Below are 21,659 nucleotides of genomic sequence, written 5' to 3' on the forward strand. Positions count from 1 at the left end.
GGCGTACGGGAGGGGGTCGGGGAGCGCGCCCGGTCAACGGGCCGGGCAGGGCGACGCAGTCGACGGCGCTCGGTCGCTCGAAGGTCGTGCCCCGTCGCAGGACCTCGGTGGTGCCGTCAGCCCCGCAGCAGTCGGCGCGCCGTCAGGGCGAGGCTGATCTCCACCACGTCCGCCGGACGGGCCAGGGAGCGGCCGGTGAGTTGCTCACAGCGGCGCAGCCGGTTCAGGACGGTGTTGCGGTGGCAGTACAGCCGCTCACCGGCACGCTGGGCGGAACCGTCGCAGGCGAACCATGCGGCCAGGGTGTCCAGGAGTACGTCCCGGTCGGCCGGTTCCAGGCGCAGAAGGGGGCCGAGTACCTGCTCGGTGAGGGTGGCGCCCAGTTCCGCACAGGAGATCACCAGGGCCTCGGGCAGGTGCTCGGTGAGCCGGACCGTGCCGCCCTCGGGCGGGCAGATGCTCAGCGCCAGGTCGGCCAGGCGCCGGGCGTCACCCACCGCGGCCAGTCCCGTCACGGCGCTGCCGACGCCGATCCGGCCCCCGGGAACGCCGTCGGCCGGCAGGCCCAGCGACTCCAGGGGGTTCACGGGGTACCCGGAGGCCCCGGGGTTCGCGGGCTCCGGGTCGTCCTGCCCGTCCCTTTCCTCACCGACCAGGACGATGCCGTAGTCCACCTCCACCCCGGAGTGCCAGTAGACGCTCACGCCGGGCGGTACGGCGGTGGTGTGGACGCCCGCGGGCCACTGCGGCCGGCCGCCGACGACCGCGACGACGACGTAACGGCCGTGCTCCGGCAGGCGCAGTCCGTCGGCGGTCTCGGGCAGGTCGGCGATCCGGCTCGTGCCGTCCAGGAGGGCCGCGGCGAGCAGCCGCACCCGGTTCTCACGCCGCCAGGCCAGTTGCCGTTCGGCCTGTCGGTAGGCGTCCGCCACGAGGCTGCAGTGCTCGTCGACGAAGTTCCACACGTCGGTGGCCACGTGCACGAGGAGCCGGATGTCCTCGGGTGCCGAGCGAGAGGTCTCCTCCACGAGGCGCTGCCACACCAGGGACCCTCCCAGCCGGAAGGCGTGCAGCAGGGCGTCCAGGGGCAGCCCCTGTTCGGCCCGGGCGACGCCGATCCGCCACGTGCAGCGGTGGGCGGCCTCGCGGGTACCGCGCGGGTCGAGCAACGAGGTCACGCTGTGCCGCAGCGACCGGTGCACTTCCTCCCAGGTGCCGGCGTGGTCGTTCTCCATCGCGGTCCGGTACGCCGGTTCCTGCTCACGCAGGACCGCCAGCAGCCGGTCGGTCAGCTCTGGCAGATCGTCGATGAGGACGCGGGCCGCCCGATGCAGGGCACGCAGCGCGTCGGCGTCGATCAGCGACCGGATGCGTCGTGTCCGCGGCTGCGGAACGGGCGTCGGTCCGGTGCGGATCGTCGCGCGTGTGCGTACGGCAGGATGCATCGCGGCCTCCCCCAACCTCGGATTCCCGGCAGTGCTCCGGCTTCGTCGGGCCGGCCCGGCAGGGCGCGCTGCCCGTGGGGCGGTAGCCACCCGACTCGTCGTCCTGCCCCGAAGGATGGCATACCGTCCGGTCGGTCCCTAGGGTCGTGCAGCGGCATTCTTCCGTGGGGCTCGCATGCCGAGGGCGGGAAGAAGTTGCGCAGGAGACGTCACATGAGTTCCTCAATCCGGTGTCAGCTCCTCGCACGGTCCTTCCCTAGGCGGACAACCCGCCGGGGCCGAGGCCGAGGACCCGTCCGCGGATGGTGGTGTCTCCCCCGGCCGCCATGTCCGTCCACGACAGGAAGACGCTTTCGGGGGTGTCGCCGGCGAACACGGCAGCGGCGCTCAGGTGGAATCGCTTGCCGCTGGTGCCGGAGCTGACCTGGACCTTGGGCCCGATCTCGAGCTGGGAGTCCGAGCAGAGCTGTGCCATCACGGTCGGCACCGTCTCGAAGGTGTCCGCGCTCTCTTCCACCCACGCGAGGACGAAGCGCCCTCCTGGGAGCGCCGTCAACGCCGGCGACGTCCGGTGGAAGTGCTTGGGTGAGCCGGCGGAAGCGCTGGTGACGACTCCACCGCCTCCGCTCGGGTCGATGACAGTGGCCACCGCGGTGGTCTGGGGTACCCCGAGTGGGCTCTCCACCGTGCTCTTGATGTGTGCGACGACAAACCGTCCGTTGTCGAGCGCCGTCACCGCGCTTCGGCCCGAGAACCCCGAGATATTGGGGCGGACCTCGTCCGTCCGGGGCGTGCCGTCGAAGCCGAAGACCCGGTAGACGAGCCCGCCGCCGCCCACCGCCTCGCCGTTGGTCCAGGCGATGGCGTAGTCCCCGTCGCTCAGCAGCGTCACAGCCGCGTTGCGGTGGAAGGCCTCGGTGGTGTTGACGGCGATCTCGGAACCGGCCTTCTGCCCTTCGGGCGAGAACCGCTGGGCGCGGATGCGCTTCTGGTCGCCGCCGCCCGTCCAGGTGACCAGGCAGCCGCCGTCGATCATGCGGGTGACCGTGGGTGGGAACTCGGGATCGATGGAGTCGGTGTTGACCTGGACCGGCGAGCCGGCGAGTTGCCCGTCGAAGAACCGCCGTAGGACCACGACCGGGGTCGGCGGGGGCTGGTTGAAGGGCTGTTCGATCCAGGTGGCGAAGGTGTTCAGGGCGACGGAGTCCAGGAAGGGCCATCGCCGGTTCGTATTGCCGTTGGGCGTCGTCTCACTGACGACGAACTCCGTACCGACCTTCGCGCCGGCGGCATCGACCCGCTGTCCCTTGATCCCGGCGTCGGCATCGTCCGCCCAGAGCGCCGTGAACAGCGAGTGGCTGATGAGCGCGTCGGCACAGGGCTGCGACTGGCCTCCGACGGCCGACGTGTTCACGATGAAGTCACCCATGATCGATCTCCCAAGTTCCGATCCCCCGGCGTCCCGGCACAGCCATCCCCAGCACAGCCCGGCCGAGGTGCGCCCGCCACCGGACCGCAGCCATCCGGGGCCGACGCCCCCGACCCAGGTCACGCCGCCACCCGTGCGGGTCAGCTCAGCGGTCGAGGAAGAGGCGGGCAGTGCCGGGGCGCGGCGCGGCGGCGGCATGGTCCTGCGTGACCCGGTCATCCCTCGCACCGTCCCCGGATCTGCCCAGGCAACGCGACCTTGAGCGCCGCCCCTCCGGCGCAATCACGCTCGTTCCCCACGGCGCCTCGCCGCCCGGGACGTACGCTGATCAAGGGGCCGCCGTGGTGCGGGCGGGTGAGCGACGGGGGGACAACTGGTGGGAGTGGCAGGAGAGTTCGAGGTGCGGACTGTCGCGGAGTTGCTCGTCGAGAACTCCTTACGGCACGGCGACAAGCCCGCGTTCACCGATGACCGGCGCGAGGTGAGCTGGGCCGAACTGGAGCGCAGGACCGCTCGGTTGGCGGTGGGGCTGGCGGTCGGCCGCGGTGCCCGGGTGGCCTTCTGTCTCGACAACGGCGTGGAGTTGGTCGAGGGTCTCCTCGCCACCGTGCGGGCCGCCGCGGTGGGTGTGCCGCTGAGTTCGCGCGGTACCGACTCCGAACTCGCGGAGCTGTTGACCGACTGCGATCCGGCCGTACTGGTCACCGACCGGCGAAACCTGCCGCGGATCGCCCGGCTGGCGGAAGGCCGCCCCTCGATGCGGCTGGTGGTGACCGGCGAGGATGCGGGTCCGCTGCCGTACGACGTCGCGTGCTTCGAAGAGCTCGTCGGCGGACCGACGTCCTCGCCTCCCGACGACCTCGGCCTGGACGAACCGGCCTGGCTGCTCTACACGTCCGGTACCTCCGGCTCGCCCAGGGCCGCGGTGTCCAGCCAGCGCTCCGCGCTGTGGTCCCCGGTCGCCTGCTATCTGCCCCGTCTCGGCCYGTCGGCGACGGACCGGGTGCTGTGGCCGCTGCCGCTCACGCACACCTACGCCCACTCGCTGTGCGTACTGGGCACCACCGTGGCCGGCGCGAGCGCACGGATCACCGCGGCACCGGAGCCGGCCGCACTGGCCCGGCTGGTCGACGAGTACGCGCCGACCGTGCTGGCCGGAGTGCCGCTTACCTACCGGCAGTTGCTCGACGCCGGGCTGGGTACGGTGCCGTCGCTGCGGCTGTGCGTCACCGCCGGGGCGCCCAGTGAGCCGGAGCTGCGGGAGCAGGTCGGGACGCGGTTCGGTGCCCCGCTTCTCGACGGCTACGGCAGCACCGAGACCTGCGGCAAGATCGCCATGGAGGCGCCCGACGGGCCGAGGACCCCCGGCAGCAGCGGGCCACCGCTGCCCGGCACCGACGTCCGGCTGGTCGATCCGCAGACGGGGCGGGACAGCGCCGGCGCGGAGGGCGAGATCTGGGTACGCGGCCCCGGCGTCATGCTGGGCTATCACAACCGGCCCGAGGAGACCGCCGATGCCCTGCGCGACGGCTGGTACCGCACGGGTGACCTTGGCCGGCTCGGCGAGGGCGACTGTCTGACCGTCACCGGCCGGGTGAACGACCGGATCGTGCGCGGCGGCGAGAACGTCGACCCGGCCGAGGTCGAGCAGGTGCTGCGCGGCCTGCCCGGCGTGCGTGACGCGGCCGTCGTGGCGCGGGCCCATCCGCTGCTCGGTGAGGTTCCGGTGGCGTTCGTCGTTCCCGAGCGGCAGACACTCGACGCGGCGGGCCTGCTGCGGGCGTGCGCCGCGGTGCTCTCCGCGCACAAGGTGCCCGACGAGGTGCTCTTCACGCCGGCCGTGCCACGCACCGCGGCGGGCAAGCCGCGCCGGGCCCTGCTGCGCGAGGCTCTCGCCGGGCGGGCGGCCGAGCCGAGGCTCGAACTGCTGGCCGGCCACACGCCCGGCGAGCGGCTGGCCGCGCTGACCGACCTGGTGTGTGCGGAGGCGTCGGCCATCCGCGGGTCGGCCGCCGATCCGGGCACCGCGTTCGCCGACCTCGGCCTCACTTCCATGGACGCGATGACCCTGTGGCACCGGCTCAGCCTGCGCACCGGGCTGCGTCTGCCGGCGACGCTGGTCTGGGACCACCCGAACCCGGCCGCGGTCGCCGCCCACCTGGACAGCGAGCTGCACGGTTCGGCCGTACCCGCAACGGCGGTACCGCAGCGCGGTCCGAAGGCCGAGCCCATTGCGATCGTGGCCGTCGGCTGCCGCTACCCGGGCGGGGTGAGTGCGCCCGAGGACCTCTGGCGCCTGGCGGCCGACGGTGTGGACGCCACGAGCGACTTCCCCGCCGACCGGGGCTGGGACCTCGCCTCCCTGCACCATCCCGATCCCGACCGGATCGGCACCACGTACACCCGCCGCGGCGGGTTCCTGGACAACGTGGCGGACTTCGACCCGCTGTTCTTCGGCATGTCGCCCCGTGAAGCGCTGGCCACCGACCCCCAGCAGCGCCTGCTGCTGGAGGTCGCCTGGGAGACGCTGGAGCGCGCGGGCATCCCCGCACCGGCGCTGCGCGGCACCAGCACCGGCGTGTTCGTCGGACTGATGCACGTCGGCTACGGCAGCGGAGTCCCGGCGCACGAGCTGGAGTCGCACATCGGCATCGGTTCGTCGGGCAGTGTGGCGTCCGGCCGTATCTCGTACGTTCTCGGTCTGCGCGGCCCGGCCATGACCTTGGACACGGCCTGCTCGTCCTCGCTGGTCGCGATGGACCTGGCCGCCAAGTCGCTGCGCGCCGGGGAGTGCTCGCTGGCGCTGGCCGGCGGGGTGACGGTGCTGTCGAGTCCGCAGCCGTTCATCGCGTTCAGCCGTCAGCGCGGCCTGTCGCCGGACGGCCGTTGCCGGTCGTTCGCCGCAGGCGCGGACGGCACGGCGTGGGCCGAGGGCGTCGGACTGGTGCTGCTGGAGAAGCTGTCGGACGCCCGCCGCAACGGCCATCCGGTGCTGGCCGTGCTGCGCGGGTCCGCCGTGAACTCGGACGGCGCGTCGAACGGCCTGACCGCCCCCAACGGCGAGGCGCAGCGCGAACTGATCCAACTGGCGCTGGGCGACGCGGGATTGCGGGCGGCCGACGTCGACGTGGTCGAGGGGCACGGTACGGGGACCGCGCTCGGCGACCCGATCGAGGCCGGCGCCCTGCTGGCCACCTTCGGGCAGCACCGCGATCCGGACGACCCGGTGTGGCTGGGCTCGGTCAAGTCGAACGTCGGGCACACCCAGGCCGCGGCGGGCGTGGCGGGCGTGATCAAGATGATCGAGGCGATGCGCCACGGCGAACTGCCCGCCTCGCTCTACGCCGAGAAGCCGTCGCCGGCCGTCGACTGGACCGCGGGCGCGGTGCGGTTGCTCGACCGGGCACGGCCGTGGCCACGAGGCGACCGCCCACGCCGCGCGGCGATCTCTTCCTTCGGCATCGGCGGAACGAACGCCCACGTGATCATCGAGGAGCCGTCGGCGGCCGACGACAGCCCGGATCCAGGCGCGCCGTCGGTGCCCTCCCCGCCCGCGACCCGACTGCCTCTCACTCCTTGGCTGATCAGCGGCGGCGACGAAGCCGGTCTACGCGCGCATGCCGCGGCGCTGGCGGCCGCGCTGGCCGAGGTGACCGACGAATCGGCGGCACTGGACGCCGCGTACTCACTGGCGACGACCAGGGCACCGCTGTCCCACCGGGCGGCCGTCCTGGCCTGTGATGCCGAGGGTCTGCTCGCCGGCCTGCGCGACCTGGCGGACGGTGTCGACGGCCCGGCGCTGCTCCGGGGCACCGCGCTCGCGCGTCCGAAGGTGGCGCTGCTCTGCGCCGGCCAGGGCTCCCAGCGCCCGGGGATGGGCCGCGAACTGCGCGCGTCGTTCCCCGTCTTCGACGCGGAGTTCACCGGGCTGTGCGAGGAGTTCACGCCGTACCTCGACCGGCCCTTGCTGGAGGTGATCGACGCTCCCGACGACGGCCTGCTGAACCGCACCGACTACGCGCAGCCCGCCCTGTTCGCCTTCTCGGTCGCCCTGCACACGCTGCTCGCCGACTGGGGAGTGCGACCGGACTACCTGGTCGGCCACTCGATCGGCGAGCTGGCCGCCGCCCATGTCGCGGGTGTGTTCTCCCGCTCCGACGCGGTGCGGCTGGTGGCCGCCCGTGGCCGGTTGATGGCGGCACTGCCGACCGGCGGCGCAATGATCGCGGTGCGTGCGTCGTCGACCGAAGTGGCGCGCGCGCTCGGGGAGGTCCCCGGCCGGGTGGCGCTCGCGGCGGTCAACGGACCGACATCGGTGGTGCTCTCCGGTGACGAGGACGCGGTGACCGCGCTCGTCGCCCGTATCGGACGGCCGTCCCGGCGGCTGCGGGTGAGTCACGCCTTCCACTCGCCGCTGCTGGATCCGATGCTGGCCGAGTACCGTGCCGTCGCCGAGGCGGTGACCTATCACCGGCCGTCCGCTGCGGTGGTGTCCACGCTGAGCGGTCGTCCCGAACCGGACGCGCTCGCCGGCGCCGACCACTGGGTGCGGCAGGCGCGGGAGACCGTCCGATTCGCCGACGCGGTGGAATGGCTGGCCGATGAGGGCGTCACGGCGTTCGTCGAGGCCGGTCCGTCCGCTTCGCTGGCGGTGGCGGCCGAGGACTGTGTCGCGCCGAACGCGCAGGCCGCGTTCATGTCGTGCCCCGACCCGCGTACGGCGGTCGAGGCGCTGGCCTCGCTGCATGTGCACGGCGTGCCGGTGGACTGGCGGTCGGTGTACGCCGGCAGCGGCGCACGTCGGCGCCCGCTGCCCACATACCCCTTCCAGCGACAGCGCTACTGGCTGGACGCGGTCCGGCACCGGACACCGGCCGGACACCCCCTCATGGGGCAGGCACAGCCCGATGCCGACGGGCCGGTGATCCGGCACACCGCCGTACTGTCCACCGCCCAGCACCCCTGGCTCGCCGACCACACGATCGGCGACCGGGTGGTGGTGCCCGCGACGCTCTTCGCCGAGCTGGCGTGCCGAGCCACCGGCGCCCTGGGCACCGTCCGGCTGGCCGAACTTGCCTTCCACGAGCCGCTCGTACTGTCACCGGCGGAGCGTGTGCAGGTTCAGGTGGTGGCGGGAGCCCCGGACGAAGCGGGCGGGCGGCCGGTCACCGTATGGGCTCGCACGGCCGACTCCGAGGAGCCGTGGAAGCGGCATGCCACCGCGACGACCGCACCGGCCGAGGCGCCGCCCACCGATGCGCCCGGGGCGTGGCCTCCCCCGGGCGCCGAGCGGATCCCGGTCGACTACGCACGCCTCGCGGCGGACGGCCATCGCTACGGGCCTGCCTTCCGCGCGGTGACCGCCCTGTGGCGACGGGAGGGTGAGGTCTTCGCCGAACTGGCGCTGCCGCACGGGGAAGCGGCGACCGCGGGCTCGTACACCCTGCATCCCGCCCTGTTCGACGCGGCTCTGCACGCCGCGCTGCTGGCCGAGGCACCCGGCGAGCGTGCGCGTGAGCCCCGGGCCCCGCTCGCCTGTACCGGCGTGACCGTGTACGCCACCGGTGCCAGTGCCGCGCGGGCCGTCGTACGGCGGCTCGGCCCGGACGAGTTCCGGGTCACCCTCACCGACCCGGCCGGCCGTCCTGTCGCCGCGGTGGAGTCCGTGGTGACCCGCGCGATCCCGGCGGCGGCCCTCACACGTGCCGAGACGTACCGCCTCATCTGGCGGCCCGCGGCGCCGGTCCACGACGCGAGCCAGGAGCACGAGCTGCTCGATGTCGCCCGACTGGCCGCCGCCCTGCCCGACAACGCCACTCAGCCCGAGCGCGTCCACGCGCTTCTGACAGCCGTGCTGGAGGTCGTACGCGACTTGACCTCCGATGCGCGGCCGGGCCGGCTGATGGTGCTCACCCACAACGCCACGGGCGACGACCCGGACCTCGCCGAGGCGGCGGTCGCGGGACTCGTGCGCAGTGCCCAGTCCGAGCACCCCGGACGGCTCGTACTGGTCGACCGACAGGGAGTCCCGGCTTCGCCGGAGGAACTGCAGACGGCACTGCGGACCGGCGAACCGCAGGTCTTGCTGCGTGACGGTGTGGCCCTGGTGCCCCGGCTGGCTCCTGCCGATGCGCCCACCGCCGAGCCGCCTGTCATGGACGCCGAGGGCACCGTGATCGTCACCGGCGGCACCGGCGCGCTCGGAGCGAGCCTCGCCCGGTATCTGGTCGCCGAGCGCGGGGTCCGGCACCTGCTGCTGACCGGTCGTAGCGGCCGGGTTCCGGACTGGGTGGCCGATCTGCCCGCCAAGGTGCGTGTGGTGGCGTGCGAGGTGAGCGACCGCAGGGCCGTCGACGCGTTGGTGGCGTCCTGCCGACCGGTGCCGACCGCGGTGTTCCACCTTGCCGGGGTGGTGGACGACGGCGTGGTGGACAGCATGACCTCCGGCCGGCTGGGACACGTGCTCGCGCCGAAGGCGGACGGTGCCTGGCACCTGCACGAGGCGACGAAGGACCTCGGACTGTCCGCCTTCGTGCTGTACTCGTCGGCCGCCGGCGTACTCGGCCGGCCGGGCCAGTCGAACTACGCGGCCGCGAACGGCTTTCTCGACGCGCTCGCGCGGCACCGGGTGGCGCGCGGACTGCCTGCCCAGGCACTGGCCTGGGGCCCGTGGTCCACGACGGGCGACGACGGGATGGCCGGCCGCGGCCGCGTCGCGCCCGAACGCCTCGGGGAGGGCGGTGTCCTGTCGGTCAGCGAGCGGGAGGGCATCCGGCTCCTCGACACGGCGCTGCGTATTTCGGAACCGGTGCTGGTGCCGATCCCGCTGGACCGGGTGGCAGTGGCGGCGGGCCCGGCCGCGCCGGCTGTCCTGGCGGACCTGCTGCCGCGGCGTGCGGACCGGGCCGAGCGACTGTCTGGGCTTGATGGACCTGATGGGCCTGATGGACCTGATGGACCTGATGGACCTGATGGACCTGATGGACCTGATGGGCCTGGGTCCGCGGGACATGTGGTGGCGGTCGCGGCTGTGGGGCAGGCGCCCGGCGCGTGGCGCGAGCGGCTCGCCGAGGTCGCCGCGCACGAACGCGAAACCGTCCTCGCAGAGCTGATCCGCGCCGAGGTCGCCGCGGTCCTGGGGTTCGCGGACCCGGCCGCGCTCCCCGCCGAACGGCCCTTCACCGACCTCGGCTTCGACTCTCTGACCGCCGTACAGGTCCGCAACCGGCTCAGCGCGTTCACGCGCGTACGGCTGGCTCCTACGGTCGTGTGGGAGTACCCCACCCCGTCCGAGCTGGCCGCGCACCTCCACGCCGCCCTGATCGAGGCGGGCGGCCTGCCGCAACAGGCCATTGCCGCGCCGGAGGCATCCGCCGCACCGACCTCGGACGGCCCGCGGGAAGCGCAAGCCGGGCCCGACGCCCTCGAACCCCACGCCCCGCAGTCGCTCCACCGATTCAGCACCGTCTACCACCAAGTGCTGTGCGAGCGGCGGCCATTGGAGGCGATGGCACTGCGCTACCTCGCGTCCTACGCCCTGCCGACCTTCCGCGACGGCGACCACGCCCGGTATGCGGTCCCGCCGGTCCGGCTTGCCCATGGTGGCGGCACTCCGGTGGCGTACATCCCCGACTACCTCTCGCCGCTTCACCGCGTCCCCACAGGTCTGGCCGGACAGTTCGAGGGCGAACGGGACCTGTTCCTGCTGGAGCATCCCGGGTTCGGAGCGAGCCGGGCCGTCCCCGACGGCATGGCCGAGCTGGTGCGGACGCACGCCGAGACCCTGCGCGCGCTGCCCACGGACCAGGCACCGGTTCTCGTCGGCTACTGCGCCGGGGGCGCGGTCGCGCACGCCGTGGCCGGACACCTGGCGCGAGCGGGACAGCCTCCAGCCGGGGTGATCCTGATCGACACCCATGCGGGAGTGCTGCGCCGCGACGACCCGCGCGGGCTGGCCCTGATGATGGCCGGTGCCGCCCTGCCGGACGATGTCATCGACCAGTTGGACGACTCGCTGCTGATCGCCGGGGGCGGCTACGCCCGCGTGCTGGAGAACTGGCAGCCCGAACCGTCGCCGGTTCCGACCCTGTTGCTCCGCGGCCGGCCCACCTCGCACATGCGCGAAGCGGACTCCGACAGGGACTGGCAGCCACTGTGGCCGCTGCCGCACGACAGCGCGGACCTCCCCGGCGACCACTACTCCGTACTCAACCGGGACGCCGACAGCACGGCCGCGGCGATCCGCACCTGGCTGACCAGGTGACCCGTGATGCCGTGCCCCGGCGCCACTTCGGTGCCACTCGCACAAGGCCATGTGACCGCATGCCCACAGCACAGGAGAACAGGAGCCCTTGATGACCTCGGACTACGACCTCGTCGTCGTGGGCGGTGGGCCGGCCGGCTCGACCGCCGCCACGGCTGTGGCCCTGCGGGGTCATCGGGTGCTGCTGCTGGAGAGGGAGACCTTCCCGCGCTACCAGATCGGCGAGTCGCTGTTGCCCGCCACCGTGCACGGCCTGTGCCGCATCCTCGGAGTCGCCGATGAGGTGGCCCGGGCCGGCTTCACCGTCAAGCGGGGCGGGACGATGCGCTGGGGACGCGCCGCCGAGCCCTGGCAGTTCTCGTTCTCCATGACACCGCGCCTGCCCGAGCCGACGGCCACGGCCTTCCAGGTGGAGCGTTCCCGGTTCGACGAGATCCTGCTGCGCAACGCCGAACGCGTCGGCGTCGAGGTGCGCGAGGGCAGTCCCGTACGCCGCGTGATCACCGAGGGCGAGCGGGTGCACGGCGTCGAGTACACCGACCGGGACGGTACGGCGCGCACGGCGCACGCCCGGTTCGTGATCGACGCGTCCGGCAACACGAGCCGTATCCACGGCAAGGTCGGCGGAGCACGCGTGTACTCCGACTTCTTCCGCAACCTCGCGGTGTTCGGCTACTACGCCGGGGGCACCCGCCTCCCCGCACCGAACAGCGGCAACATCTTCTGCGCCGCGTTCGACGCCGGCTGGCTCTGGTACATCCCGCTGCGCGACGACCTGACCAGCGTCGGCGCCGTGATCTCACCCGAGCACTACGCGGCCGTGCAGCACGACCCGCGCGCCGCCTGGCAGGACATGATCAAAGCGTGCCCGCAGGTCGCCCGGCTCCTGACGGATGTGCCGGTCGCGACCGAGCCGCCGTACGACCAGGTACGCGTGCGCAAGGACTACTCCTACTGGAAGAAGTCGCTCTGGACACCGGGTATGGCCCTGGTCGGCGACGCCGCGTGCTTCGTGGACCCGGTGCTGTCCTCGGGCGTCCACCTGGCGACGTACGGCGCGCTGCTGGCCGCCCGCGCGGTGAACTCCGCCCTGGACGGCAGCGTCCCCGAGGAGCGCGGCTTCGCGGAGTTCGAGGCGCGCTACCGCCGTGAGTACGGCGTGTTCTACGACTTCCTCATCGCCTTCTACGACATGGAGCGCAACGAGGACTCGTACTTCTGGGCGGCGAAGAAGGTCACCGAGGTGGACATCGACGAAGTCGCCGCCTTCGCCGAACTCGCCGGCGGAGTGGCCTCCGGCGACGAGGCGGTGGGCGCGACCGGCCGGCTCGGCACCTACTGGACCGCCGCCGCGGCCCAACTGGACACCGCGGTGCACCGCCTGACAACCGGCGCGGACCGAGTAAACCCCCTGCTCTCCACCCAGATCGTCACCGACACCTTCCACACCGGCAACACCCTCCAGGAACAGGCCCTCTACGGCGGCCCCCTCGACGACTCGGCCCCGGCCACACAGGACGGACTCACAGTCACTGCGGACGGCTTGTCCTGGGTCGGGTGAGGGCAGATAAGCCAACTGGCCGGGCGGCGTTGGCTCGTGGTCGGGCACTGATCAGGCAGAGGAATCGGCACCGCCATGCGGCGATCGCAGATCGTTTGGCCGTGCGAACCGTGCACGGGCTGCCTCGTGGGCGTGCCGTAGCAGCTCGATGACCCTCGCCGTCGTCCGGTAGCCGGGGTTGACGACGCAGATCCAGCTGAGTGTGCCGTACACCGGATGTGGCACACCTGTGTCGGTGGCCGCGTAGTCGTGAGGGCGGCTGACGCTGTGTGGGTGCAGGAGCCGGCGCCTCCTTCAGGATGACTCGCAGCGGCTGCCGGAAGCGGGGAGGATGAGTTCCGCGAGGTAGTCGTCCACGGCGTCGCGGGTGCAGTCGTTGCGGCCGTAGACACTGTGTCCTGCCCCCTCGTACGGCAGTAGGACGGTCGTCTCGCGGGTCTGCCGGTGCACATTGGTCGCCCAGGAGAAGTGGTTCGCCGGGTCGTGCCGCGAATGGAGCATCAGGATCTTGGGCGCCTCGGTGATGCGCAGACGGTGCTCGGGGTTGTTCACCTGGCTCGGCCAGCCGATGCAGCCGGCGACTCCTTCGTGGACGCGAGGGGTGCCACGCATGTGGGGTGCGGCCTGGAGCTCGGCCCGGGTGAGGGCGGCGTACTCCCGGTAGTTCTTCGGGCGCATGCGCCAGTCCTGGCAGAACACCGCGTGGAAGGGCGCCGCTTGTGTCTGCTGAGGCTGTACCTGGTCGGTCTGCCGGGGTTCCTCCTGTTCCTCTCCCGGCTGCTGGCTGTCCAACTGCGCGATGAGGGCGGCCAGTTCCTCCCGGTCCGGGCCGTAGAACGCCTTGAAGGCGGACAGGGCGATGTCGTGGGCGGTGAGGGGCTGATCCGGGTGCTCGGGGTCCCGTATCTCCCCTCGGTCGGCCCGGGCGAGCACCGCGTCCCATACGGCGGTGACGTCCCGGCCGTACAGGGCACAGGAGCTGGTGGACTCGCACCACTTCACGAACTGTTGGAAGGAGTCCTCGGCGGCGGCCGCGGACGAGGTGATGAACTGCCGGGTGCCGAGGCTGTGGTCGACGTTCGCGGTGAGGGCCATGGCCCGGATCCGGTCGCCGTACTCCTCCGCGTACTGCTGGCCGATGAGTGTGCCGTAGGAGTGGCCGAAGTAGTTGATCTTCCGCTCGCCCAGGGCCCTGCGCAGTGCGTCCATGTCCCGGACGACGCTGAGGGTGTCGGCGTGGTCGAAGACGGGGCCGGTGTGCCGACGGCAGTCCTCGCGTAACGTGCGGTTGTACCGGGCGAGTTGATCGAACTCCGCCTGGTTGCGCGGATAGGCCGACGGCCGTTCGGCCAGCAGCTCGGACGAGCACATCACTGGCCGGCTGCCCCCGACGCCTCGCGGGTCGAAGCCGATGATGTCGAACCGGGCCAGGGTGTCCGCGCTGAAGTGGGACGGGGCGCGCCTTACGGCGAAGTCGACGCCCGAATCGCCCGGCCCACCCGGGTTGACCAGCAGGACGCCCACCCGGCGATCCGGATCGGCCGCTCTGCGCCGGGCCACTGCGAGATCGAATGTCTCCCCGCCCGGGCGCGCCCAGTCGACCGGCAGGCGAAGCGTCCCGCATTCCGCCTTGGCGTCCTGGGCGCAGGGCTTGAAGTCGATGGCGTCGGACAACGCCGGCGCACGGCCGTGCGTCATCGCGCCGGGGACGGGAGTTGAGGCACCCTGCGCCTCCTCCCCCGACGCCGACGTTCCTCCGGCGAGCACTCCGGTGGCGAGTAACCCGACGGCGAGCACTCCGGTGAGTGCCCTGAAGAGCGGTTGCATGTAGTTCCCTTCCGAGGCGGTGCCCGTTGATCATGGGCGTTCCTCGATCAACCGTGGCGGGAGCTCACCGCTGTCACAATCGAACGGAGGGGGAATCAGGGCAGAGGCAGGGACGCGGTCGGGGACTTCCTCCGGGTGACTCCTAGGGGTTGCATCCGAATTGCCGCTACCGTTCGGCCATGAAGGCAGCGGTGCACAGCCGGTACGGGCCGCCGGACGTGGTCCGGATCGCCGACGTGGACAAGCCGTCGGCCGGTGAGCGGGACGTACTCGTCAGGGTGCATGCGACCACGGTCAACCGGACGGACTGTGCCTACCGCGCGGCCAAGCCGTTCTTCATGCGCGCGCTCACCGGCATCGCCCGTCCGCGGCGGGCCGTACTCGGGACCGAGTACGCGGGAGTGGTGGAAGCGGTCGGCAGCGACGTCACCTCGTTCGCCGTCGGCGACCGCGTGTTCGGCTACAACGAGGGCGCGTTCGGTACCCATGCCGAGTACCTGGCGGTTCCACAGGACGAGGCGATCGCGGCCATGCCCGACGGCGTGACGTTCGAGGAGGCCGCGCCCGGCACCGAGGGAGCGCACTACGCCCTGTCGTTCGTCAGGACCGCCCGAGTGGGCCCCGGGCAGATCGTCCTGGTCAACGGCGCGACCGGCGCCATCGGCTCGGCTGCCGTGCAGTTGCTCAAGCACTACGGGGCCATCGTGACCGCGGTGTGTGACACGGCCCGCCTGGACTTGGTGAAGGGCCTCGGCGCGGACCGGGTCATCGACTACACCGCGCAGGACTTCACCCAGGACGAGCAGCGGTACGACGCGGTGTTCGACACCGTCGGCAAGAGCACGTTCGGCCGCTGCCGGCGGCTGCTGAAGCCCGGCGGGGTCTATCTGTCATCGGAGCTGGGACCCTTCGGACAGAACGTCCTCCTGCCCCTCGTCACCCCCCTGTTTCGCGGCAGAAGGGTCAAGTTCCCCTTTCCCCAGCAGAATCAGGAGGCCGTGCGGGACATCGGGGGCCTGATCGAGGCCGGAAGCTTCAAGCCGGTCATCGACCGACGGTATCCGCTGGAGCAGATCGTCGACGCCTATCGGTACGTCGAGACAGGGCAGAAGATCGGCAACGTCGTCGTCACCGTCGCGTCGTGAGACGCGACTGAGCCGCCCGGCGGTCATTTCCGTGGCGGGCGGCTCGGGTCGTCGAGCGTTCAGAGATCGAGGTCGGCGGCGGCACACTGTAGGTGTCCTGGGCCGCTGGACGACACCGGCCGGTGATGCCGATGGCGGGATTCGAACCCGCGTATCCCGCTGGAGAGGCGAAGTAGCCGCAGCCTGCGCACCTGAACACCCCACAACTTAGTGCTGGTCGGCGCAGCCGTGCACGTGGTTTTCCGGCGGCGGGGGCGGCAGTCCTCGCGGTCCCGGTCCTTGGGGTGGTCCCACGAGGCGCCTACGTTGTTCTGGGCTTGACCGGCACGCACACCCACGCGAGGACCGCGGCGGTGAGGTAGGCGAGCGCGCCGATCGCCATGCTGGTGCGCAGGCCGGTGCTGTGGGCGCCGGCCGTGGCGAGGAGGCTGCCGCCGAGGGCCACGCCGGTGGCGCTGCCGATCTGGCGAGTGGTGTTGAACAGGGCGGAGGCGGTGCCCGAGTAGGAGGCAGGCGCGGCGCTCATCACGGTGGCGGTCGAGCCGGTCAGGGCGAAGGAGGTGCCGAACCCCGCGGCCATCATCGGGGCCACCAGCAGCGCGTACGCGGGGTCGGTTCCCGCCGCGGCCCAGCCGGCCAGGCCCAGGGCGGCCAGGAGCATGCCGGAGACAACCAGCGGACGGTCACCGGTGCGGCGGCTCAGCCGTCCGGACAGGACGGAGGCGAACATCGTCATCGCGACCGCCGGGAACAGCGCCAGTCCGGTCTCGAGAGCGCTGTAGCCGCGCTGGTGCTGGAATTCCAGGCTGGCGGTGAACACCATGCCGTAGAAGCCGAAGTTGAACAGCAGGCCGATGACGGCGCCGCCGCTCATCGCGCGTGAGTGCAGCAGGTTCAGGGGAAGGGCGGGTGCGCGGGCGAGCCGCTCGCGTACGGCGAACGCCGCTGCGGACAGGACGGCAAGGGCGAGGCCGGCGAGTACGGCAGGATCGGACCAGCCTCGCCGTCCTGCCTCGTTGAGCGCCGTCGTGAGCAGTGCCACCGCCGCCACGACCGCGCACTGGGCCGGCCAGTCGAGGGCCCGGGTGGCGCGCCGGGGCGAGCGTGATACGTGCCGTAGCGTCAGTGCGAGGCAGGCCGCGCCGACCGGCAGGTTGATGAGGAACACCCAGCGCCAGCCCGCCGTGGAGACGAGCAGGCCGCCCAGCAGCGGGCCGGCGGAGGCCGCGATGCCCGCCATGGAACCCCACAGGCCGAAGGCCCGTGCGCGTGCGGCCGGTGCCGGGTAGGCCTGCTGGAGCAGCGCCAGGGACCCGGGCACGATCAGTGCCGCGCCGAGGCCTTCGACGAGACGGGCCGCGACCAGGACGGGGGCGTTCGGCGCGAGCGCGCACGCGGCCGAGGACGCCGTGAACACCGCCACGCCCCAGCAGAAGACCCGACGGTTGCCGAGCCGGTCGCCAAGGGCGCCGCCGGTGAGCAGGAATCCGGCGAAGACCAGGGTGTACCCGTCGGTGATCCACTGGATGCCCGTGAGCGAGGCCGACAGTTCGCGGCCGACCACCGGTACCGCGACGTTGATGATCGTCACGTCCAGGATCACCATGAAGTACCCGGCGCAGACCGCCAGCAGCGGTGCCCATGAGCGTTGCCCGGGCTCGGCGCCGTCCGCCGACTCCGCCGTCGCCACGGCCCCAGCTCCCTCCCGCCCACGGAAGTACCACGTCGAGGGTCACGGTAAGGGACATATGCCGCGCAATTCCTGAAGCCCGCTCCCCCGGCCGGTCGAGCCGCCGAACACCCCGACGCTCGCGCCCGGTTCTACTCGAACGCCCTGCGCGCCGCGGACACGGCCTCCTCGTACCCGAGCGCCCCGTCACGGTCCTTGTCGGCTTCCTCGAACGCGCGTCGGGCGTGAGCCAAGTCGATCCCGATGCCTCTGAGGGCCGCGAGGAATTCCTCGATGTCTATCCGACCGTCGCCGTCCGCGTCGCCGATGATTCTCATCTGGTCGGTGACGGCCTTGAGTGCCGGGTCCAGCGCGGTCATCTCGTCCTCCAGCCGGTCGTCTGGATGTGACTCCTGCCAGGCTGAGTGATGACGGTGCCGCTCGCGTGCCCGGACGGCCAGTCGGGTGACGGTTGCGGTTGCCTCATGCACCCCTTGTCCCCGTCGGACCTGTCCCGCGTGTGCCCGACGCATCCCGCTCGGCGCTCGTGACGCGGGTGAGCAGCGCCTGCGAGATCGCCACGGCGGACGGGTCGAGCGCGCTCTGGCCGTCCTCCACATCCCAGATCGCGTTCTGCAGCAGTCGTCCGAGCGTCCAGCCGGTCGCGCGTGCGCGGTCCAGGTCGAGGACCGAGGTGAGGAGGTCGAAGCGGCGGCGCACCACGCGCAGGGTGTCGCCCTTCGCGACCAGGTCGTCCCACCTGCTGTTCAGGGCGGGCCAGAGGTCGAAGCCGGGATCGCCGGCGAGCGGCTCCGGATCGATGGCCAGCCACGGCTCGCGTTGTGCGGCGAGGACGTTGTCGTAGTGCAGGTCCCAGTGCAGCATCCGGTCTCCGGGTTCATCGACCAGTTCGGCCACCGCCGACGCCCAGTCGAGCAGGAGGCGTCGATCCGCCGGGTCGGCCAGGGCCAGGGCCGTCTGCGGTACCTGTTCCAGCATCTCCCTCGCGATACTGCCGAGACCGCGCAGTCCCGGCGGCGCGGGCACACGAACCAGCTGGGACTGGAGCTCGGCGAGGATACCCATCGCGACGTCGTCGTCCTCGACGGAGGTGAGCGCGCGGGCGGCGTCCAGGCGCTCCAGAAGCATGCCGGCGCTCGCGGGATCGTGGTCGAGCAGCCGCACCATGCCTTGGCCGTTCCAAGTACGCAGCCCGATGAGCGCGGCCATGACCTCCTCTCGCGGCATCTGGAGCTTGAGGACCGCGCGCGTGCCGTCCTTGCGCAGCACCGGCAGCACGAGTGAGGCCTCCCCGGAGCCGGGGTCGCCGTCGCGTCTCAGCTCCCAGCGGTCCAGGATTTCCGTGGCGAGAGCCGGCAGTCCGGCGATCCAGGCCCTCCCCTCGTCGCCGAAGGCTCTGGCATAGGACGTGGCCAGGGATTGCGGGACCTCGGCCGCCTCCAAAGCGTTCCCGCGCCGCTCACGCACAGCCGCGTTCCCTCCGGTCCTCGCCTTACGTCCCCAGACCCGATGCGAGCCGTGCGTGCCATGCTGGATCCAAGGCCTGATCGAGGCAAGCCGACAGGTGGAGTACGCCATGGACTGGGCTCGGTTCGCGCAGCAGCTGGCGTCGATGGCGCGCGATCTGCTCTCGCAGGAGTCGGTCGACGCCACCCTGGAACGGATCACAAGCTCGGCGATCGAGCTCGTGGAAGCCTGTGACGCGGCCGGGATCCTGGTGCTGCACGGCCAGCAGGTCCAGTCGCTGGCGCCCACGCAGGAGCTGGTCGTCAAGAGCGACCGGTTGCAGGAGCAGATGCGCGAGGGGCCCTGCTTCGACGCCGCCCGCACGAAGCAGGGCGAGCGCGTGTTCCGGGTCCGGGACTTCACCCAGGATCAGCCGCAATGGCCCTCGTTCGCGCCCGCCGCCCGTGAGCTCGGCGTCGGCAGCATGATGGGCTTCCTGCTCTACACCGAGGACGAGGACCTCGGCGCGCTGAACGTCTACTCGCGCAAGCCCGGCGCGTTCACCGAAGCCAGCGAGCTGGCAGGCTGGCTGCTGGCCTCGCACGCCGCGGTCGCCTTCTCCAGCGCCCGCGCCCACGCCCAGATGGAACACGCCGTCGCCACCCGCCACATGATCGGCGAGGCCATGGGCATCATCATGGGCAGCCACGACCTCACCGAGGAGCAGGCCTTCGATGTGCTGCGCCGCTATTCGCAGGAGAACAACATCAAACTGCGTGAGGTCGCCCGCCTGATCTGCGATCACGGCAGCCTGTCCTGACGGGACGGTTGGGGCGGCTCCCCGGGCTCGTGGTCTGAACCAGAGGAGCCTGGCCGAACCCAGCCCCCAGGGGAACGTCGCCGAGCCCGGCCTGGCACTCCAAGTCCCCAGCCCGGCGCATTTCACGCCGCTCGTCGACCCGAGATCCCGCAGCCGGAGCGCGCACTCGGCATCGCGTCGACAAATGACTAGAGACGAGACGGTCCGTTTTGTTAAGGTGGGCGCGTGGCTTTCTACTACTTCCCCTGAGTCCGGGCACGGCGCAGGCCGCCGTTTCCGCTGCCCGTAGACCCTTCGCACACCCAGGGAAAGTCACATGCGCGAACGCGCCCCTACGCCCATGCCCGCTGCCGTGGCGCAGCTGTCCGTCAAGGACGTCTCCAAGTCCTACGGCACCCGGACCGTCCTCGACCAGGTCACCTTCACCGTCCGCCCGGGCGAGAAGGCGGCCGTCATCGGCGAGAACGGCTCCGGCAAGTCCACCCTGCTCCGGCTGATCGCCACGGCCGAGGTGCCGGACGCCGGGGAGCTCACCGTCCATTTCCCCGGCGGCATCGGCCACCTCGCCCAGACCCTCGACCTCGCCCCGGGCTGCACCGTGCGGGACACCGTCGACCTCGCCCTCGCCGAACTGCGCGACACGGAGCGGCGGTTGCGCGCAGCGGAGGAGCAGCTCGGTGAGGCCTCCGAGGACGAACTGGCCGCGTACGGTGAGCTGCTGATCGCGTACGAGGAACGCGGCGGGTACGACGCCGACGTACGTGTGGACGCCGCGATGCACGGACTCGGGCTCGCCGGGATCACCCGTGACCGCTTGCTCGGCTCCCTCTCTGGCGGCGAGCAGTCCCGGCTCGCACTGGCCTGCGTACTGGCCGCCGCCCCCGAGCTGCTGCTTCTCGACGAGCCGACGAACCACCTCGACGCGGCGGCCGTGCACTGGCTGGAGGAGCATCTGCGCGCCCACCGCGGCACCGTGGTCGCGGTCACCCATGACCGCGGCTTCCTGGAACGGATCGCCACCGCGATCCTGGAGGTCGACCGGGACACGCGCGCCGTGCACCGCCACGGCGACGGCTGGGCCGGTTACCGCGCCGCGAAGGCCGCCGCCCGGCGCCGCGCGGAGCAGGATCACATCGAGTGGCTCCAGGAGGTGGCCCGTACCGAGGAACTGCTCGGCGCCGCCGGGAAGCGGCTGGCCACCACCGGCAAGGACCCGCGACAGGGCTTCGGCAAGCACCGCCGCTCACACGACGCCAAGCTCGGCGGCCAGGTGCGCGCGGCCCGGGAGCGGCTGGCCCACCTGAGGCGCAACCCGGTGGCGGCACCGCCGCAGCCACTGCGGTTCACGACGACAGTGTCGGCGGCAGCCGACGAACCTCCCGGCGGCCACGTCCCCCACCCCGACCACCCGCTCGCCGAACTCGACGCCGTGACGGTCGGCACGCGGCTGCGCCTTGACGGGCCGCTGACCATCGCGCCAGGTCAGCGGCTGCTGGTCACGGGCGAGAACGGCGCCGGCAAGACGACGCTGCTGCGTGTCCTGGCGGGCGATCTGGAGCCGGACGCAGGCTCGGTACGCCGCCCTGCCCGGATCGGATACCTGGCGCAGGAGCTGCCCGCCCGCTCCACACGGCGGCCGTTGCTCGCCGCCTTCGCGGCCGGGCGGCCCGGGCTGCCGTACGAGTACGCCGAACAGCTCCTGGCGCTGGGCCTGTTCCGTGAGGAGGACCTGGACGTCCCGGTCGCCGCGCTGTCCGCGGGGCAGCAGCGGCGGCTCCAGCTCGCCGCTCTGGTGACCCGGCCCGCCGACCTCCTCGTGCTCGACGAGCCCACGAACCATCTCGCGCTCGACCTCGTCGAGGATCTGGAGGCGGCGCTCGCGGCCTACCCGGGGGCGGTGGTGGTGGTCTCGCACGACCGTGCCTTCCGTGAGCGGTTCCCGGGCGAGCGGCTCGAGCTGCGCGGCGGCCGCAGGTTCACCCTCACGGGGCCCGAGTCCTAAGGGACTGTTAGGTCTTGGTTCGCGCTGTTGA

Annotated in this window: 11 protein-coding genes and 1 pseudogene; 5 read left to right on the forward strand and 7 right to left on the reverse strand. The window is 72.1% G+C overall.

From position 1 onward, the window contains the following. Positions 1-116: 116 nt before the first annotated feature. Complete coding sequence (locus tag EAO75_RS08495; RefSeq protein ID WP_147994439.1) at positions 117-1,445, reverse strand: helix-turn-helix domain-containing protein; 1,329 nt, start codon at positions 1,443-1,445, stop codon at positions 117-119. Between the two features lie 256 nt (positions 1,446-1,701). Next, on the reverse strand, positions 1,702-2,874 hold the full coding sequence (locus tag EAO75_RS08500) for a hypothetical protein (protein WP_147994440.1): 1,173 nt from the start codon (positions 2,872-2,874) through the stop codon (positions 1,702-1,704). A 400-nt stretch (positions 2,875-3,274) separates the two neighbouring features. Here EAO75_RS08500 and EAO75_RS08505 point away from each other — a divergent pair, with 400 nt between their 5' ends. Together EAO75_RS08505 and EAO75_RS08510 are read left to right on the forward strand one after the other, a co-directional pair. Then, positions 3,275-11,137 carry a type I polyketide synthase gene (locus EAO75_RS08505; protein ID WP_261989199.1) on the forward strand — a complete coding sequence of 2,621 codons (7,863 nt, stop codon included), beginning with the start codon at positions 3,275-3,277 and terminating at the stop codon, positions 11,135-11,137. 91 nt (positions 11,138-11,228) lie between these two features. Then, positions 11,229-12,698, forward strand: coding sequence for a tryptophan 7-halogenase (locus EAO75_RS08510; protein WP_147994441.1), 1,470 nt, complete (start codon positions 11,229-11,231; stop codon positions 12,696-12,698). A 51-nt stretch (positions 12,699-12,749) separates the two neighbouring features. On the opposite strand, the gene EAO75_RS46490 is transcribed toward EAO75_RS08510, so the two are convergent. Both EAO75_RS46490 and EAO75_RS08520 read right to left on the reverse strand, forming a co-directional pair. After that, positions 12,750-12,977, reverse strand: coding sequence for a DUF6194 family protein (locus EAO75_RS46490; protein ID WP_222723924.1), 228 nt, complete (start codon positions 12,975-12,977; stop codon positions 12,750-12,752). Positions 12,978-12,992: 15 nt separating this feature from the next. After that, entirely contained in the window at positions 12,993-14,525 is a 1,533-nt protein-coding gene (locus EAO75_RS08520; protein ID WP_147994442.1) for an alpha/beta fold hydrolase, read from the reverse strand. A gap of 179 nt (positions 14,526-14,704) precedes the next feature. Between EAO75_RS08520 and EAO75_RS08525 the strand changes: the two genes are divergently transcribed. Then, positions 14,705-15,670, forward strand: coding sequence for an NAD(P)-dependent alcohol dehydrogenase (locus tag EAO75_RS08525; protein ID WP_187284349.1), 966 nt, complete (start codon positions 14,705-14,707; stop codon positions 15,668-15,670). 301 nt (positions 15,671-15,971) lie between these two features. Here EAO75_RS08525 and EAO75_RS08530 read toward each other — a convergent pair whose 3' ends face one another. From EAO75_RS08530 to EAO75_RS08540, 3 genes and pseudogenes are all read right to left on the reverse strand, one after another. Then, entirely contained in the window at positions 15,972-17,276 is a 1,305-nt protein-coding gene (locus EAO75_RS08530) for an MFS transporter (protein ID WP_147994472.1), read from the reverse strand. Between the two features lie 215 nt (positions 17,277-17,491). Then, on the reverse strand, positions 17,492-17,719 hold the full coding sequence (locus EAO75_RS45645) for an EF-hand domain-containing protein (protein WP_187284350.1): 228 nt from the start codon (positions 17,717-17,719) through the stop codon (positions 17,492-17,494). Positions 17,720-17,900: 181 nt separating this feature from the next. Continuing rightward, positions 17,901-18,803 (reverse strand): annotated as a pseudogene (locus EAO75_RS08540) (aminoglycoside phosphotransferase family protein); the annotation flags it as partial. Positions 18,804-18,936: 133 nt separating this feature from the next. Between EAO75_RS08540 and EAO75_RS08545 the strand changes: the two are divergent. Beyond that, positions 18,937-19,626 carry a GAF and ANTAR domain-containing protein gene (locus EAO75_RS08545; RefSeq protein WP_147994444.1) on the forward strand — a complete coding sequence of 230 codons (690 nt, stop codon included), beginning with the start codon at positions 18,937-18,939 and terminating at the stop codon, positions 19,624-19,626. Between the two features lie 316 nt (positions 19,627-19,942). Then, positions 19,943-21,628: a ribosomal protection-like ABC-F family protein gene (gene abc-f, locus EAO75_RS08550; RefSeq protein WP_147994445.1), complete on the forward strand. Its 1,686-nt coding sequence runs from the start codon at positions 19,943-19,945 to the stop codon at positions 21,626-21,628. Positions 21,629-21,659 lie beyond the last annotated feature (31 nt).

The organism is Streptomyces sp. UW30 (assembly GCF_008042075.1).
Taxonomy (GTDB): domain Bacteria; phylum Actinomycetota; class Actinomycetes; order Streptomycetales; family Streptomycetaceae; genus Streptomyces.

Excerpts from the sequence above, each read along its gene's own strand:
- EAO75_RS08495 (WP_147994439.1), bottom strand. The coding sequence starts at position 1,445 with ATGCATCCTGCCGTACGCACACGCGCGACGATCCGCACCGGACCGACG.
- EAO75_RS08500 (WP_147994440.1), bottom strand. The coding sequence starts at position 2,874 with ATGGGTGACTTCATCGTGAACACGTCGGCCGTCGGAGGCCAGTCGCAG.
- EAO75_RS08510 (WP_147994441.1), top strand. The coding sequence starts at position 11,229 with ATGACCTCGGACTACGACCTCGTCGTCGTGGGCGGTGGGCCGGCCGGC.
- EAO75_RS08520 (WP_147994442.1), bottom strand. The coding sequence starts at position 14,525 with ATGCAACCGCTCTTCAGGGCACTCACCGGAGTGCTCGCCGTCGGGTTA.
- EAO75_RS08525 (WP_187284349.1), top strand. The coding sequence starts at position 14,705 with ATGAAGGCAGCGGTGCACAGCCGGTACGGGCCGCCGGACGTGGTCCGG.
- EAO75_RS08530 (WP_147994472.1), bottom strand. The coding sequence starts at position 17,276 with ATGGTGATCCTGGACGTGACGATCATCAACGTCGCGGTACCGGTGGTC.
- EAO75_RS45645 (WP_187284350.1), bottom strand. The coding sequence starts at position 17,719 with ATGACCGCGCTGGACCCGGCACTCAAGGCCGTCACCGACCAGATGAGA.
- EAO75_RS08545 (WP_147994444.1), top strand. The coding sequence starts at position 18,937 with ATGGACTGGGCTCGGTTCGCGCAGCAGCTGGCGTCGATGGCGCGCGAT.
- abc-f (WP_147994445.1), top strand. The coding sequence starts at position 19,943 with ATGCGCGAACGCGCCCCTACGCCCATGCCCGCTGCCGTGGCGCAGCTG.